Source organism: Actinoplanes sp. NBC_00393, from assembly GCF_036053395.1.
GTDB lineage: Bacteria > Actinomycetota > Actinomycetes > Mycobacteriales > Micromonosporaceae > Actinoplanes.
The window spans coordinates 2844330-2858643 of sequence record NZ_CP107942.1 but is presented as its reverse complement, the minus strand read 5'-3'; the positions used below and the strand labels follow the sequence as shown (position 1 = coordinate 2858643).

Here is a 14314-nt window from a genome sequence, read left to right as displayed (position 1 = left end):
AGGTGATCTTCTGATGTCGGCGCTCCGCACCACCGCCGGAGCCGCGCAGCGTGAGCAATGCACCCCCATGATCTACTGCGTTCATGCCGTTGTTGTTGATCGATCTGGACAACACGCTGATCGATCGCGATGCGGCTTTCCGTGGCGCTGTCGTCGCCTTCCTCGCCGACCACGGACTTCCGGCCATCGACGTGGCCTGGGTGATGAGTGTGGACGCGAGCGGCTACACCGCACGCGACGCAGTCGCCTCCGCCCTGGTCAACCGGTACGGACGTACAGTGCCGGCCGCTGCGGTCGGCGACCTCCTGGACAGCGGCGGCGCCGAGCATGTCGTTCTGCCCGATGCCATTCGTAACGCCCTCTTGAGGGCTCGCGAGAACGGTTGGACGTGCGTGATCGTGACCAACGGCCGAAGAGAGCAGCAGGAGACGAAGATCCGGAACGCCGGTCTCGATCAGCTTGTTGAAGGCTGGGCAGTATCGGAGGTCGTCGGCCACAAGAAGCCCGCACCGGAGATCTTCCGGGCGGCCGCTGACATCGCCGATGGTCTCCTCGACGGTGCCTGCGTCATCGGTGACTCGCCGCACGCGGACATCGCCGGCGCCGTAGCACTGGGGCTTCGCAGCGTCTGGATCGCCAACGGAAGAGCCTGGACCCAGGATGCCTACCGGCCTACCCATGTCGCCGGCGACGTCGCCTCCGCCATCGGCCGGGTGCTACCGGCCGGTTCCAGATCACGGTAGGTGGTCACGGCCGTTCTCGCGGAGCGCCGTGCTCCCACCAATCGCTGGGCGGCCGCTCCCTGATGATCGCTGCCGCGATCTCCACCCGGCCGAGATTGCAGAACTTCCACAGCTCCTTCGCCGCGCGCGAATACTGGAACAGGACGCGATCGACGTCGAAGGCATCAAGCTCGCCGGCCCGGTGACGATCGATAGCCTCACCGACCTGGGCGACGAGCGCCCGCAGCTCGGCCTCGTGATACTCCGCGACCACTGCACGCGCCGCCCGCCGCTCCGCCTTGTCCGACACGTCGACGAGGTTACTCAGCGCCCTGCTGGCTGAGTCGCCTGGACCGACGACCACCCGGACCGCCGTCCAGCGAAGTCCCGGATGATCGGAGCAGGAGAGGTAGCAGACTGAGCCGGCACAGCGGCCGGGCCCTCCTCAGCCCGCTACGTTGCGGACGTCCTGTCCCTGCTCGGCGAATGCCTTGAAATCCTGCATGTGCTGCAGTGACTGCTTGCGGAAGGCGCCCGGCATCACGAGCGCCACCAGCCGCATCAACAGGCTGCTGAACCGGTACTCATTTTCGCTCTGCCAGAGCGTCCTCTGCGGGCCGGCTTCGGTCAGCCGCTCCCGCGCGGCGTTCCACATGCCGGCGCCGACGATCTCGCGCTCGAAATGAACGACCGTGTCCTCCGGGATCTCGGTCAGGTCCTCCGGTTCCCGGCGCGTGATGGTTTCGGTGGCCTCCATCCTCTGCTTACCCATCTGCATCACGACCCGCGACGTGGTGCCGACATGTCCGTGTGCGCCGCTGATCGGCTCGTGCAGCACCAGGCCCCGCAGCCATTTCGGCATATGTGCCGGGTCTGCCAGCAGCTGGGCAACCCTCTCCCGCGGCAGGGCGATCTCGATCGAGACGGTGTACTTCATGGTGGCGCGCTCCAGATTTCTCGAGTGAACGAGCACACGTTGCGGCGCCGCTCATGTTAGTCCGGGGTCGTTCCGGCGGTTTCGCGGCAGTGGACGTACGCCGTGCCCCGCTCAGCCGAGATGGTTCGCGGCCGTACGGAGCAGGTCCCACAGCAGCGCGCTCAGCGTCGCGGTAACCACCAACGCGAGGAGCATGAGGTGCCACGCGCGCCAGAGGCGTCGAGCGCCGGCCAACCACGCGAGCACGGCGAGCGGAACGATCACCTCGACCAGTTCCGCCGCGACGAATCCGCGCACGATGCCGGCGTCCGGTCCGTCAATCTCCCAGAGCAGCCAGGGTGGCGGTGGAATCTCCTGCCAGCCCTGGCCGGACAGCAGCCCGCAGCCGGCACCTGCGGCCAGCGCGGCGCTCGGCAGTCGCGCAGTGCGCGTCATGTGGCCCAGCAGGCCCAATGACGGTCCCGCGACCACCGACACCAGCAGCCAGGCCGTGGTCATGACCGCCAGCGAACGCAGCCCGTACCAATCGGCCGACGACCCGTCGACCAGCGTGCCGCCGCTCCAACGGCGGCTGACCGCGAGAATCAGCAGGTAGTAGACAAGGGTGGCCGAAACCAGCAGCACGGTCGCACCCGTCATCGCGCTGCGCCGGTCCGGAGCCGCCCGTCCGGCCAGCAACGCCGCTGAACCCCAGGCGACCCCACTGCTGACCACCGCGATCATGACCGGCCCGGCAACACCGTCGACGCCGTCCGCCGCGAACGCCAGCACCCCGAGCACAACCGCCACCACGGCGATCATCACGGTTCGACTTGCCGGACGCTGCGCAATGACGTTGACCACGCGGCGAATGCGGACCGTACTAGGCGTCTTCGCGCGCGCCGCGACGCCCCAGTGCCGCCACGATGCCGGCGATGGCCAGCCCGACCACGACGGCCACGAGCAGTGAAACCACCACCGAGTCAGTGATCAGACGGGTGGCGAGAGCCGAGACGGCTCCAGCAACGAAGGGAGTCCAAGGCGAGGCACTGTAGCGCTTCACAGGGATCGACTCTACCCAGTAGACGGTCGTGACCGCTGTCCCTGCTCGTCGAGACGCTCAAGCACCGCAAGGTCGTCGGGCGCCAGCCAGGTCTCCTCCAGCGGGGCGCCACCCGCCTTCCGGATCGCCGCAGTCAGGGGCCCGGCCCAAAGGTGCTCGATCAGGGCGACCGCCGCCACGGACCCCGGCGGCACGGCATCGGCCAGGGACCACACAGAATCACCAGCATCGCGTACGCCGTTCGCGTCCTCACCTTCCGACTGTCCGAGGAGCGCAGCCGCCACACCGCCGAGTCCCGCGTCGGCGCCGTCCGGCACGGCCAGCGTCTCGACCGCACCGTCCTCGGCACGCGAGACGAGGAGCAGGTCGACCAGGCGAACGATTCCAGCCTGCCGCAACCGGGTGAACTCAGCGATGATCTCCCCGGAGAACGCCGGCTGGTCGAACCCGACAACGAGCACCTGCACCGGCCCCATCACCGGTTCACCCGCGCCCGCAGGTCCCGATACTCCTCAGCGGTGATCACCCCGGCGTCGAGCAGCTCCTGCAACGCCGGTAGCGGGTCCCTGTCCGGCGCCATCGCCGGCCGAGGCCGCGGGCCGGACGGATGAGAGGCCGCATAGGCCTGCGCAGGCGTGAACCGGCCACCGTAGTACGGCACACTGCCGGTCATCCCGGAACGCCGCAACTGCTTCGGCACCAACAACATCGGTCCTCCTCTCGACCTCCGGCCAGTCTCACCCGCCCGCCGCAGCAACACCTCATCCCCAGCGGGTGCATCGTGGGTCTCACCGGCGGAGCAATGGCCGATCGCAGGACACTCGACTCGACGTTGCGGCGCGCGGCGTTCAGCGGGCCACACGCAACATGTTGCCGCGGCGGGCCATCCACATCCTCAGGCGACGTCGTAGACCAGGTGGGTTGCGGTCGAGGTCGCGGTCACGCTCCGCCGCACCAGCGTGCGCGGTACTTCGCCGCCGGCGAACAGTGGCGTGCCTGCGCCCAGGACTACGGGCGCGAGGTGCAGCGACAGCGTGTCGACCAGGCCGGCGTCGAGGGCCGCGCGGATCGTGGCGCCGCCGCCCATGAGGACCACGTCGCGAGCCGACGCTGCCTCCGCGCGCGAACGCGCGACCTCGATGGCATCGGGTACGCCGGTGGTGACGAACGTTCAGTCGAGTTCGGTGAGCCGCACCGACTTCGGCGGCGAGCCCGTCACGACGATGAAGGCCGGCTTTCCGACCTCGCCGGCGCCGTAGCCGGTCTCGTCGTTCCAACCCTGCGGGCCGTCGACCACATCGAAAAGCCGGCGACCGAGTACGACGGCGCCGGAACGGGCGGTCGCCTCGCGCAGGACGCGGCGGTCCTCGGGGTCGGCGGAGAACGCCCAGGCGTGCAGGGCCTCGCCGCCGGTGCCCAGGCCGTTGCGCGGGCCGGGTTCGGGCCCGGTGACGAAGCCGTCGAGGGAGACCGAGATGTCAGCGATGATTCGGGTCATGCGGGTGTAGACCGGATCCGCCGCGCAGACTCATCGCTGTCGGCAAGACGGTGAGGCCGGTGATTGCCTCGGAGCGTGACCACAGTTGCCGCGCGAGGTCGGGATTGGTCGCCGGGCCGGAGAGCTTTTCGAAGGTGGGCCGAGCAGGGCCGAAAGGCCGGCCGGGGCCGATGTGGCGGCCGGTGGGGGCGGCGGTTTCGGTGGCGGCGTAGAGAATCGGGGTCACGGCCTCGTCGATGGGCCGGCGCAGGGCGAGGCCCAGCAGTGTGCCGACGGCGCGGTCCAGCAGCGGCGCGTTGCGATCGAGGTGGGTCTTGGCCATGCCGGGATGGGCGAGCAGGCTGCGTACGGGCGATCCGGTCGCGCGTAGCCGGCGGTCGAGTTCCAGGGCGAACAGCACGTTGGCGAGTTTGGACCGGGCGTAGGCGCGGCCGGGTGAGTAGCCGCGTTCGGCGGCGAGGTCGTCGGGGTCGAGGCGGCCGATGCGGTAGAGGCCGGAGCCGACCGTGACCACGACCGGGTTGCGGCCCGCGTTCAACCGCTCGAGCAGTAGCGCGGTGAGGGCGAAGTGGCCGAGGTGGTTGGTGGCCAGCTGGCTCTCGACGCCTTGCGCGCTGAGCCGGCGCGGCACGTTGCCGATGCCGCCGTTGTTGATCAGCGCGTCGACGGTGACGGCGTCGGCGCGCAGGCCCTCGCCGAACGCGTGCACGGTGTCGAGGTCGAGCAGGTCCAGATGGCGGATCTGGAGGTCGGCTGCCGGGTGGTCGGCGATCAGCTGGTCGCGGGCCTGCCGGCCTTTCGCGATGTCGCGGACCGCCATGATCACTCGGCCGCCGTGTGCGGCGAGGTGGCGGGTGATCGCGAGACCGAGGCCGCTGCTGGCGCCGGTGACGACGAAGGTGCGGCCGGTCTGATCGTTGAGGGTCCAGTCTGCGGCGTGGTCCATGGGTTCTCCCGAGCGCTAAGCGGATTACTTATCCGATTCAAGGGCAGCGTAAGCGGATTGTCAATCCGGTTAGGTAGAGTGGCGTGGTGACTCCACCGCTTCGCGCCGACGCCGCCCGTAACCGTGACCAGCTGCTGGTGACAGCCCGCGAAGCGATGGCCGAGGGTGATATGGCTCTGCAGCTCAACGACATCGCCCGCCGGGCCGGGATGGGCGTCGGGACGGTGTACCGGCACTTCCCGACCCGCCGGGCCCTCATCGAAGCGCTCGCCGAGAGCGCCTTCGCCACACTGGTCGAGGAAGCTCGCAACGCGAGCCGGCACGATGACGCCTGGACCGGAGTCGAGGTCCTGCTGCGCGCCCTACTCCTGGGGCAGCTGACCGATCCCGCGTTCGCCGAAGTGATCTCCACCGGAGCCGAGCAGGACGCCTTCACACAGACGACCGCTCATCGCGAGGAGTTCAGGACGGCGGCCCGCGAGGTGCTCGAGCGGGCGCGACAGGCTGGTTCGCTGCGCCCCGGCCTCACCGATGAGGACCTGCACCACCTGGTCTGCGGCACCGCGTTCGCCCTGCGGATCGGTGCCGACCCCGCCGATCGCATCGAGCGATACCTGCGGGTGCTGCTCGACGGCATCCATGCCGCAACGATGAAGCGGTGACGGTTACCATCCCGGTGTGAGAGAGGATCTTGCCAGCTGGCTCTACAGCCTTGCCTGGCGAGTCACGCCGCGGTTGCCGGGCCCGGTCGCCGGGCTCGTCTTCGACTCCGTCGCCGCCGGGATGCGCTGGTCGGGTGCGGGCGGGATGCGCCAGCTGCGGGTCAACCTGGGCCAGGTGCTCGGCCAGGCCGTGGACAGTCCAGCCGTGACCGCCGCGGCCGCTCGGGGCGCGTACTCAAATGGCCGGCGCCGCGCTGGTGCTGAGCGGGCACCGGTTCGCCACGGTCGCGCAACGCCTGCGGCCGGAGCGGCTCTATCAGCGGTTCGTAAGCCACCGTGCGGCGCTCGGCATCGAGGTGCTCCCCGCCGACGAGACTCGGCGGACGGTCACCACGCTCGCCCAGCGGCTGCGTGCCGGCGAGGTGGTGTGCCTGGTCGCTGACCGGGACACGTCCGCGGCCGGCATCGGCGTGCGGTTCTGCGGCGCGCCGACGACGTTCCCGGCCGGGCCCGCGCAGCTGGCGCTGCGCACCGGGGCCGCGCTGCTGCCCGTGTCGCTCTGGTACAACGGTCCGCGACTGCGGGTCCGGATCCACCCGGAGATCCTCCCGGGCCGTGAAGCCGCCACCCGGGCCCGGGTGGCGGCTATGACGCAGGAGCTGGCCGACGTCTTCACGGACGCGGTCCGCCGGCATCCCCACGACTGGCACGTGCTGCAACCGGTCTGGCCGGCCCCAGCCCACCGGACCTGAGCAGAAGCCGGCGGCGCTGAGGGTTGTCACGGCCGGCAGGGCCGCTCGGACGCTCAGAGGCGCTGATCCGGGCGGACAACACCGGCCGGCCGACGTGGTCAGTGGATGGCGGCGTGGCCCGGGACGACCGCTTCGGTACGGCGTACCAGAAGGGAGACTGCGACCGCGACCAGGGAGATGGCCGCGCCCCACAGGAAAGCCTGCTGGATGCCGGCCGTGGTGGCCGACAGGGTGTCGGCGCCGTCGGCGAGGCGCGACGTGGTGGTCTTGGACAGCACGGTGATGAACAGGGCCGTGCCGGCCGCGCCCCCGACCTGCTGCAAGGTGCTGATGATGGCGCTGCCGTGGCCATAGAGGTCAGCGGGCAGGGCGCCGAGCGCGGCGGTCATCAGCGGGGTCAGCAACGTGGCCAGGCCGCTGGTCAGCAGGACGTGGTAGCCGACCACCAGGGCTAGCGGCGTCGTCGGGCCGGCTGTGGACAGCAACCACAGCGCGGCGGTGAGGGCGATCGTGCCGGGCAGCACCAGCGGGCGCGGGCCGAAGCGGTCGTAGAGGCGGCCGACGATCGGCGACAGCACGCCCATGGCGACGCCGCCGGGCAGGACCAGCAGGCCGGCCTCGAGGGTGCCGGTGCCGTGCACGTTCTGCAGGTAGATGGGCAGCAGGATCAGCGCGCCGAACAGGCCGATGAAACCCGTCACCAGTACGAGCAGACTGACGGTGAACGAGCGGTGCCGGAAGACGCGCAGGTCCATCAGCGGGCCGCGGCCGTTCTGCAGGGCTCGCTGGCGCCACACGAACAGGGCGAGGGCAGCCAGGCCGGCGGTGACCGGGATCCAGGGCGCGACCGGGGCGTGACCGGCGGCTTCACCGAGGCTCGACAGGCCGTAGATCAGACCGCCGAAACCGGCGGCGGACAGGACCAGAGAGAGTACGTCCAGGTGCGCCTGCTTCGGCGTGGTGATGTTGCGGACCTTCCAGGCGCCCAGTGCCAGGGTGAGCAGGGCGATCGGCAGGACGACCAGGAACAGCCAGCGCCAGCTCAGCCGGGACAGCACCAGACCGGAGATGGTCGGGCCGACCGCGGGCGCCACCGAGATGACGATCGAGATGAGGCCCATGATCCGGCCGCGGGCGTGCGGCGGGACCAGCGTCATCGCGGTCGTCATGACCAGCGGGATCATCACACCGGTGCCGGCGGCCTGCACGATGCGGCCGGCCAGGAGCAGTTCGAAGCCGGGTGCGGCGGCGGCGATGGCGGTGCCGAGGCTGAACAGGCCCATCGCGGCGACGAAGATCTGGCGCAGCGTGAAGCGCTGCATGATGAAGCCGGTCGCCGGGATGACCACGGCCATCGCCAGCAGGAAGCCGGTGGTCAGCCACTGCCCGGTCGCCGCGGAGATCTGCAGGTCCGCCATGAGGCGCGGCAGCGCGAGCGACATGACCGTCTCGTTGAGGATCACGACGAACGCGGAGAACACGAGCAGGCCGATCAGGGTCCGGTCGGAGCTGCTCAGCCCGGTTGTCCGGTCCTCCGGCGGTGCGGTTGACGCGGTGGTCCGAGATGCGGTGGTCACAGGAGCTCCTCCGTTGAGTGGCAGCAACCAGCATAGTGGCAGTGACTGCCAACTCGGCAAGCGCTAGCATGGTGCGCGTGACTGACACCACGGATCTGCGGGAGCGGCGCCGACTCGCCACCCGTGCCGAGATCGAGGCCGCGGCCATCGACCTGTTCGCCCAGCGCGGGTCCGAGCGCACCACCGTCGAGGACATCGCCGCGACCGCCGGTGTCTCGCAGCGGACGTTCTTCCGCTACTTCCCCACCAAAGAAGATGCCGCCCTCGACGTCAATCGGGTTTTCCAGGAGGCCATCGCCACCCGGATCGCCGGTTCGAGCGGACTGCCGGACGTCTTCGAGGCCGTCTCGGCGGCACTCGCCGAGTTGAGCGCGGGCGGCAGCGCGCCGATCGACCGGCTGCTGCGGGTCCGCTGCCTGGTCGCGCGCGACGACAACCTGCGCCGGGTCGCGATGAATCTGGACGCCGAGTTCTGCCGCGCCAACCAGGACCGGATCGCCTCCGCTCTCGGCGGCGGGTCGGAGCTGCGCGCCCGGGTGATGATGGACACGGTCACGGCTGCCATGCGGGCCGCGCTCGACGAGTGGGCGATGCGCCGCCAGTCCGGTGAGGACACCGATCTCGTGGAGGTGTTCCGTCAGGCGTGCGCGTTCCAATACGAAATGCTGCAGAGCGTTTTCGCGCGATGACGTTTCGACGAATCGTGAAGTGTTTGCGCGGCGAATAGCTCCCTCCGCAGTATCGGCGGCGTGCCGGTTCCACTCAGCGCGCCGGCCGGAGCAAAGGAGATTTGCCGCATGTCCCGATCGCAGCGGATCAGCGCATTGGCCGCCACTTCGGTGGCAACCTTTGCCATGATCGCCCTACCCACGTCGCCGGTGTATGCAGCCAGTGCGTGCGTCCAGACCAACACTTACAAGACCAATCCCAATCATCCGCCGTACACCGCGCGGATCGCGTATTGCGACAACGTGGCTCCGACGACGGTCTATTCGGGTGCGACGTTCGCCGAACCGGCCGGAAAGCTGACGACATCACGCAGTTGGTTCATGTGCTTCAACGACCACGGCGAATATCACGGCCGAGGTCCGCATCCGACCCGCTGGCTCTACACCAAGGCCGATACTCCCGCCAACACATGGGGGTATGTGCCTGACTTCAGGATCTACAGCGAGACCGACACGGTCGCGACAAGGTGCTTCTCCTGACGCGCAGGAGACGGGTCATCGCACAGCGTGCTGCATCGGCGTCGCCGGCCGCCCGCCCAGGGCCTTGATCCGGGCAGCAGCGTTCGCCTAGGCGTAGCCCGGGTCGCGCAGGTAGCTGGTGAGCCGGACGATGTGGTCCACCGTCATGTCTGCGGACGCGAGGATCGCGCGGATGTTGGACCAGAGCAGCTCCAGCTGCTCGTTCAGGTCAGCACCGGGGACGCCGGCCGGGTCGAGTCCCATGGTGCCGGCGACGAAGGGCATCCGCTGGGCGCCGCGGACCTCCATGGCGTGGACGTAGTCGCCGGTCGCGGCTTAGTACTGCTACGGGGGTTCGTAGCTTCCGAGCGTGCTGAGTCGTTTGCGGTAGTGGGAGTTGCGGGCTCGCTGCAGGCAGCGGCGGCGGAAGTTGGACCAGGCCAGTATGTGTGCGGCGGGGTGCTGAACGGCCAGGACGAGAGCGGCGAACAGGCGTCTGATCTCGTTGACGGTCAGCGGGATCAGGCCGTCCTCGTCATCGTCGGCGGGTGTTTGCTGGCGGCGTTCTCGGTGGTGCGGGTGACGATGAGGAACGCGGCGGCGGCCATGGCCAGGGTGATGTGGGCATACCAGCCGTCGTAGCGGCGGGCCTGGTACTGGTCCAGGCCGACCTCGTTCTTGGTGGTCTGGAAGCCCTCCTCGACCGCCCACCGTGAGCCCGCCGTGCGAACGAGAGTCCGTAGCCGGGTACCGCGCGGGCCGAAGCACACGTAGTAGGCCAGCTCGCCGGTGTTGATGTTGCGGCGGGCGAGAACCCAGCCGCGGCGGCCGTGCGGGAACTCAGCACGGATCGGGGTGGACACCCAGTCGTAGACCCGCGGCCCATGGGCGCCGTCGCCGCAGGAGATCCGCCGCCATGCCCCGGCCCGGATTCGGCTGATGAGGGCGTCGACGCGGGTGGTGGTGTGCAGTCCGGCAGGCACCTCATGATCTTTGCGGGTGGCCATCACGTAGTGGATGTCTTGTTCTTCACACCAGTCGCGCAGACCCCGGTTCTGGCCGTAGGCCTCGTCGGCGGTGAACCAGGCGAACGGCGTCCCGGCGTCGACGGCGCGTTCCAGCATGGTTTTCGCCTGCTGTGGTTTGGTCGCGAACGCGACCTCGTCGCCGATGTTCGCCTTGCGGCACCGGTCTCGGTCGTCGGTCCACGATGCCGGCAGATACAGCTCCCGGTCGATCAACGCCTGCCCGGCCGGGGCGTGATAGGCGAGGAAAACCCCGATCTGGCAGTTGTCGACCTTGCCGGTGGTCCCGGTGTACTGCCGTTGGACCCCGGCGGAGTGTTTGCCCTTCTTGATGAACCCGGTCTCGTCAGCGACCAGCACTCCACCCGGATCGCCGAGCTCCGCGACGATCCGGGCCCGGACAGCGTCACGGACCGCGTCCCGGTCGAAACACGGGCTGCACAGCAGCGCTTGCATCGAGTCCGGGGTGGCATCACCGGCATGCTCGGCGAGGGTCCAGCTGTTACGCCGTTCGATCGGAGCCATCAATCCGCGCAAGTACTTCCGTGCCTGCCAGCGGGTCTCCACCCGGCCGAAATGGTGCGAGAACTCCAGGAAGAACTCCTGGAACGCCTCATCCCAACCCTGAACCTGCTCAACCGTCACCACGTCCGGCAAACGATCCAGAACTACTCGAAGTAGTGATCCGCCGTAGCAGTATTAGACCGCGCCGGCCGGGTTGTGCGGAACCGTCTGCATGGTCATAGGCATACCGTGCGACGGCGTCAAGCGGGCTTCACCGGGACGTCGCGGGGATGTGGATGCCGGCGGCGCGGAGCCTGGCCTCGAACAGCGCGGTCAGCCGTGCCGCGGCCGGCGTCGGCTCCTCGCCGTGGTGGGCGATCAGGGTGTACCGGGTAGCAGCTTCGGTGCGGGCACGTAGGCCGGTAACGGTCTTCAGCAGCACGGGATCAGCGAGGTAGTGCTCGGCCGCAGCGGTGGCGAGCTCGGCGATGCGGGGGTCGTCCGGCTCCCAGGCCGCGGCTTCGGCGGCCCGCCTGGTCAGGGTGACCAGGCGGGTGTCCTGCAGGGCGTGCTCGAAGTGGGTCAGGTAGTCGTCGAAGCCGTCCGGGACCAGGGCCCGGGCCAGCACCCAGCCGTCCCGGGTGGCGGCCACCTCGGCCTCGGTGAAGCCGAGGCCCGGCATCCGTTCCAGCAGAGTGACAGCACGGTCCGGCAGCAGGGCCCGGTCACCGTCGGCGAGCCGGTGCAGCGTGTCGCGCCGCGCCGTCAGCTCGTCGATGCGTGCGGTGAGCTGCCGCTCGACGCCGGCGAGCGCGGCGGCGAACCCCTCACCGTCGGCGTCGAGCATCGGCCCGATCTCGGCCAGCGGCACCCCGGCCTCGGCCAGCGTCCGCACCTGCACGAGCCGCAGCAGGTCGGCCGATCCGTACCGCCGGTAGCCGGAGCTGTCACGGTGCGGCTCCTCGGCCAGGCCGAGCTTGTGGTAGTGCCGCACCGTCTTGATCGTGACGCCGACGAACGCGGCCGCCTGCCCGATCGTCACCCCGTTGCTCATCCGCTCACTCTGCCGAATACCTCGCCGACGAGCCGCTGCTGGGCCTTCTGGAACGCCGGACCGATCGACAGGGTGGCGTCGTCGACGCAGTTCAGCGTGGCGGTGAGGGTCTTGCGGCCGTCGGGCGTGCTGTACATCAGCGCCGCATGCCCGACCGCCGCCCCGTTGTGCGAGATGAGCGTGCCGCCACTATCCGTGGTCACTACGAAGACGCCCAGGCCGTACTCCATGTCGGGGATGCCGGTCGGGAGCGGCCTGCACATCTCGGTCAGCAGCTCAGCCGGCAGGAGCCGGCCGCCCAGCAGCGCCGAGATGAACGTGTGCAGGTCCCGGTTGGTGGAGATCATGTCACCGCCGGTGGAGATCCAGGACGGATTCTGCCGGGTGACGTCAACGATCGTGTCACCGTGCCGGTAGTAGGCGTGCGCGTGCGGCGCGGGCAGCTCCGGCGAGGCGTCCGGCACCAGGGTGCCGGCCAGCCCGAGGGGCCCGACGATCAAACGCTGCAATTCTTGAGCGTACGAACGACCGGTGACCTTCTCGACGAGCAGCCGGGCGAGCACATAGTTGGTGTTCGAGTAGCTCCAGCCCGCTCCCGGCTCGAACCGGGCCGGCTCGCCCAGCGCGAGCCGCACCAGTTCCTCGGGCCGATAGGTCCGGAACCGGTTGTCCAGCCATTGCTGCCCAGTCGGGCCGTACGGAATGGCGATCCCCGGCGCGATCGTCCCGTCCGGGTAAACCTCACCGGTGAAGTTGAACAGCCCGCTGGTGTGCTGCAACAGCATCCGCACCGTGATCCGCTGGTCCACCCCGAACTCGCTGAGGTGCTTGCCGACCGGATCGTCCAGCCCGAGCCTGCCTTCGGCGACCAGCTGCAGTACGAGAGTCGCGGTGAACGTCTTGGTGTTGCTGCCGATGCGGTGATACCCGTCGACCGGCGGCTTCTCGGTCCCGCCCAGCTCGGCGGCCCCGGCGCTGCCGACCCACTCCCCCTGCTCGTCGTGCACGCGCAACGACACCCCGACGAATCCGGACTCGACGATCTCCTCGATCGCCGTCTGCAACTGCGACATGGTGTCTACTCCTCTGCGGTCTGTACTGCGGCTGCGAGAAGACTCCGCCTTGACCCAAGGTCAACCTCAACAGTGACCTGGCTCACACATGTGCACGGGCCCTACGATGCGGCCGTGGGTTCGCCGCTGACCGTGCGCCCCGCCCGAGCCGAGGATGCCGGGCAGATGGCGCTGGTCAACGTGCGCAGCTGGCAGGAGACCTACCGCGGGATCGTGCCGGACGCTGTCCTAGACGACCCGGGCTTCGTGCCTGCGCGGCAGCGGTTCTGGACGGCCGCGCTGACCGACGAGCGGTACCGCGCGAACCGGGTGGCGGTCGCCGAGCGCGACGGCGAGCTGATCGGCATCGCGATGTCCGGCCCGCCGCTGGACGCCGGGGCGGCGTGGGGACGGCAGTTGTATGTGCTCTACGTGTGCGCCGCCGAGCACGGCACCGGCGCCGGACGCGCGCTGCTGGAAGCGGTCGTCGATCCGGGCGAGTCGGCGGCGCTGTGGGTGGCCGACCCGAACCCGCGCGCTCAGGCGTTCTACCGCAAGCACGGGTTCATGGCCGACGGGGCGGTCCAGGTCGACGGCGGGATCCGGGAGATCCGGATGGTCCGGGCGGTCAGCTGATCAACGGCCGGTACGGGTCCTCGCCGTCCGGGCAGGTGTCGGTGCGCTGCGCCCACGGCTGCCAGGCGCCCCGGTCCTGCCGGCCGCTGAGCCGGTCGGCGTGTTCGGCGACCTGGATGAGCTGGCCGGTGGTGAGCGGGATCGCCGCGACGTAGACCTTGCCGACGTGATGGCACATGGTCGAGCAGTCGTTGACCGGCCCCAGCGGCTCCCCTGCGACGGCGGCCAGGTCGGCGTACCGCCAGCCGAGCGGCCCGGCCATGGCCTTGAGCTGCTGCAGATTGTGCCAGCCGCCGCCGAGCATGCCCCGGATCGTGGCGCGCGACAGCCCGGTGAACGGCAACTCGCTCAGACCCATGCCGCGGTTGCGCAGGAAGGCGGCGAGGATCTCCGGGAACCGGTCGGTGCCCGGTGCGGCGGCCGTCACCTCGTCCGGCACGTCCAGCCCGGGTGGCGGCGCCAGGGACCGGGCGAACGCGGCGAGGGCGGCCAGGTGCGGGTGGTCGCCGAAGGTGACCCGGTACGCGAACTCGCGCACGACCTCGGGTTTGCGCTGCGGTGGCAGCAGCGACGAGGGCACCGGGCGGCCGGCGAGGACCAGTACGTCGGCGAGGGGCAGGTCGAGTTCGCCCGCCAGCTCGATCAGGCGTGCGGCGTCGTAGCGGGCACCGTCCTGCAGAAGTTCACGAATCGCAGCTGTCCGCGTCACCCCGACACCGT

20 protein-coding genes and 1 pseudogene are annotated in these 14314 nt (G+C 69.7%); 6 read left to right on the top strand and 15 right to left on the bottom strand.

Annotation, left to right across the window (positions count from 1 at the left end):
- Positions 1 to 95 precede the first annotated feature (95 nt).
- Positions 96 to 743 (top strand): HAD family hydrolase, encoded by a 648-nt coding sequence (locus tag OHA21_RS13280; RefSeq protein WP_328473734.1) that lies wholly within the window; start codon positions 96 to 98, stop codon positions 741 to 743.
- A 4-nt stretch (positions 744 to 747) separates the two neighbouring features.
- Here OHA21_RS13280 and OHA21_RS13275 read toward each other — a convergent pair whose 3' ends face one another.
- The 9 genes from OHA21_RS13275 to OHA21_RS13235 all read right to left on the bottom strand — a co-directional run bounded on the left by OHA21_RS13275 (position 748) and on the right by OHA21_RS13235 (position 5145).
- A complete protein-coding gene (locus tag OHA21_RS13275; protein ID WP_328473732.1) occupies positions 748 to 1032 on the bottom strand; it encodes a hypothetical protein in 285 nt (94 codons plus the stop codon).
- Positions 1033 to 1167: 135 nt separating this feature from the next.
- Positions 1168 to 1659 (bottom strand): SRPBCC family protein, encoded by a 492-nt coding sequence (locus OHA21_RS13270; RefSeq protein WP_328473727.1) that lies wholly within the window; start codon positions 1657 to 1659, stop codon positions 1168 to 1170.
- A gap of 111 nt (positions 1660 to 1770) precedes the next feature.
- Positions 1771 to 2502: a hypothetical protein gene (locus OHA21_RS13265; protein WP_328473725.1), complete on the bottom strand. Its 732-nt coding sequence runs from the start codon at positions 2500 to 2502 to the stop codon at positions 1771 to 1773.
- 19 nt (positions 2503 to 2521) lie between these two features.
- Entirely contained in the window at positions 2522 to 2701 is a 180-nt protein-coding gene (locus OHA21_RS13260; protein WP_328473723.1) for a hypothetical protein, read from the bottom strand.
- Positions 2702 to 2712: 11 nt separating this feature from the next.
- The gene (locus OHA21_RS13255; RefSeq protein ID WP_328478402.1) at positions 2713 to 3177 is read right to left on the bottom strand and encodes a DUF6325 family protein; all 465 of its coding nucleotides are present in this window, start codon (positions 3175 to 3177) and stop codon (positions 2713 to 2715) included.
- On the bottom strand, positions 3177 to 3410 hold the full coding sequence (locus OHA21_RS13250) for an SHOCT domain-containing protein (protein ID WP_328473721.1): 234 nt from the start codon (positions 3408 to 3410) through the stop codon (positions 3177 to 3179). Before OHA21_RS13250 ends, OHA21_RS13255 begins: the two co-directional genes overlap by 1 nt.
- A gap of 186 nt (positions 3411 to 3596) precedes the next feature.
- On the bottom strand, positions 3597 to 3842 hold the full coding sequence (locus tag OHA21_RS13245) for a dihydrofolate reductase family protein (RefSeq protein WP_328478400.1): 246 nt from the start codon (positions 3840 to 3842) through the stop codon (positions 3597 to 3599).
- Positions 3843 to 3872: 30 nt separating this feature from the next.
- A complete protein-coding gene (locus OHA21_RS13240) occupies positions 3873 to 4199 on the bottom strand; it encodes a hypothetical protein (protein WP_328473719.1) in 327 nt (108 codons plus the stop codon).
- The gene (locus OHA21_RS13235) at positions 4180 to 5145 is read right to left on the bottom strand and encodes an SDR family NAD(P)-dependent oxidoreductase (protein ID WP_328473716.1); all 966 of its coding nucleotides are present in this window, start codon (positions 5143 to 5145) and stop codon (positions 4180 to 4182) included. The genes OHA21_RS13240 and OHA21_RS13235 overlap by 20 nt, the downstream gene beginning before the upstream one ends.
- Before the next feature lie 86 nt (positions 5146 to 5231).
- On the opposite strand from OHA21_RS13235, the gene OHA21_RS13230 reads away from it, so the two are divergent.
- Positions 5232 to 5807 (top strand): TetR/AcrR family transcriptional regulator, encoded by a 576-nt coding sequence (locus tag OHA21_RS13230; RefSeq protein WP_328473714.1) that lies wholly within the window; start codon positions 5232 to 5234, stop codon positions 5805 to 5807.
- A 239-nt stretch (positions 5808 to 6046) separates the two neighbouring features.
- A complete protein-coding gene (locus tag OHA21_RS13225; RefSeq protein WP_328473712.1) occupies positions 6047 to 6559 on the top strand; it encodes an LpxL/LpxP family acyltransferase in 513 nt (170 codons plus the stop codon).
- Between the two features lie 98 nt (positions 6560 to 6657).
- Here OHA21_RS13225 and OHA21_RS13220 read toward each other — a convergent pair whose 3' ends face one another.
- Positions 6658 to 8136, bottom strand: coding sequence for an MDR family MFS transporter (locus OHA21_RS13220; RefSeq protein ID WP_328473710.1), 1479 nt, complete (start codon positions 8134 to 8136; stop codon positions 6658 to 6660).
- 77 nt (positions 8137 to 8213) lie between these two features.
- Here OHA21_RS13220 and OHA21_RS13215 point away from each other — a divergent pair, with 77 nt between their 5' ends.
- Together OHA21_RS13215 and OHA21_RS13210 are read left to right on the top strand one after the other, a co-directional pair.
- Complete coding sequence (locus OHA21_RS13215) at positions 8214 to 8825, top strand: TetR/AcrR family transcriptional regulator (protein WP_328473708.1); 612 nt, start codon at positions 8214 to 8216, stop codon at positions 8823 to 8825.
- A gap of 108 nt (positions 8826 to 8933) precedes the next feature.
- Entirely contained in the window at positions 8934 to 9344 is a 411-nt protein-coding gene (locus OHA21_RS13210; protein ID WP_328473706.1) for a hypothetical protein, read from the top strand.
- A gap of 87 nt (positions 9345 to 9431) precedes the next feature.
- On the opposite strand, the pseudogene OHA21_RS13205 reads toward OHA21_RS13210, so the two are convergent.
- The 4 genes and pseudogenes from OHA21_RS13205 to OHA21_RS13190 form a co-directional block, all read right to left on the bottom strand.
- Positions 9432 to 9644: pseudogene (locus tag OHA21_RS13205) on the bottom strand (RidA family protein); the annotation flags it as partial.
- A 200-nt stretch (positions 9645 to 9844) separates the two neighbouring features.
- A complete protein-coding gene (locus OHA21_RS13200; protein WP_442875155.1) occupies positions 9845 to 10993 on the bottom strand; it encodes an IS701 family transposase in 1149 nt (382 codons plus the stop codon).
- 130 nt (positions 10994 to 11123) lie between these two features.
- Positions 11124 to 11906: a MerR family transcriptional regulator gene (locus OHA21_RS13195; protein WP_328473704.1), complete on the bottom strand. Its 783-nt coding sequence runs from the start codon at positions 11904 to 11906 to the stop codon at positions 11124 to 11126.
- Positions 11903 to 12979 (bottom strand): serine hydrolase domain-containing protein, encoded by a 1077-nt coding sequence (locus OHA21_RS13190; protein WP_328473702.1) that lies wholly within the window; start codon positions 12977 to 12979, stop codon positions 11903 to 11905. Before OHA21_RS13190 ends, OHA21_RS13195 begins: the two co-directional genes overlap by 4 nt.
- A gap of 114 nt (positions 12980 to 13093) precedes the next feature.
- On the opposite strand from OHA21_RS13190, the gene OHA21_RS13185 reads away from it, so the two are divergent.
- Entirely contained in the window at positions 13094 to 13594 is a 501-nt protein-coding gene (locus OHA21_RS13185) for a GNAT family N-acetyltransferase (RefSeq protein ID WP_328473700.1), read from the top strand.
- Here the strand turns inward: OHA21_RS13185 and OHA21_RS13180 are convergent.
- Complete coding sequence (locus OHA21_RS13180) at positions 13587 to 14303, bottom strand: hypothetical protein (protein WP_328473698.1); 717 nt, start codon at positions 14301 to 14303, stop codon at positions 13587 to 13589. The two genes, OHA21_RS13185 and OHA21_RS13180, sit on opposite strands and share 8 nt — an antisense overlap.
- Positions 14304 to 14314 lie beyond the last annotated feature (11 nt).

What these genes read in the sequence shown, in the direction of transcription:
- OHA21_RS13225 (WP_328473712.1), top strand. Translation starts at nt 6,047, where the DNA reads ATGGCCGGCGCCGCGCTGGTGCTGAGCGGGCACCGGTTCGCCACGGTC.
- OHA21_RS13235 (WP_328473716.1), bottom strand. Translation starts at nt 5,145, where the DNA reads ATGGACCACGCCGCAGACTGGACCCTCAACGATCAGACCGGCCGCACC.
- OHA21_RS13195 (WP_328473704.1), bottom strand. Translation starts at nt 11,906, where the DNA reads ATGAGCAACGGGGTGACGATCGGGCAGGCGGCCGCGTTCGTCGGCGTC.
- OHA21_RS13250 (WP_328473721.1), bottom strand. Translation starts at nt 3,410, where the DNA reads ATGTTGTTGGTGCCGAAGCAGTTGCGGCGTTCCGGGATGACCGGCAGT.
- OHA21_RS13210 (WP_328473706.1), top strand. Translation starts at nt 8,934, where the DNA reads ATGTCCCGATCGCAGCGGATCAGCGCATTGGCCGCCACTTCGGTGGCA.
- OHA21_RS13255 (WP_328478402.1), bottom strand. Translation starts at nt 3,177, where the DNA reads ATGGGGCCGGTGCAGGTGCTCGTTGTCGGGTTCGACCAGCCGGCGTTC.
- OHA21_RS13270 (WP_328473727.1), bottom strand. Translation starts at nt 1,659, where the DNA reads ATGAAGTACACCGTCTCGATCGAGATCGCCCTGCCGCGGGAGAGGGTT.
- OHA21_RS13240 (WP_328473719.1), bottom strand. Translation starts at nt 4,199, where the DNA reads ATGACCCGAATCATCGCTGACATCTCGGTCTCCCTCGACGGCTTCGTC.
- OHA21_RS13190 (WP_328473702.1), bottom strand. Translation starts at nt 12,979, where the DNA reads ATGTCGCAGTTGCAGACGGCGATCGAGGAGATCGTCGAGTCCGGATTC.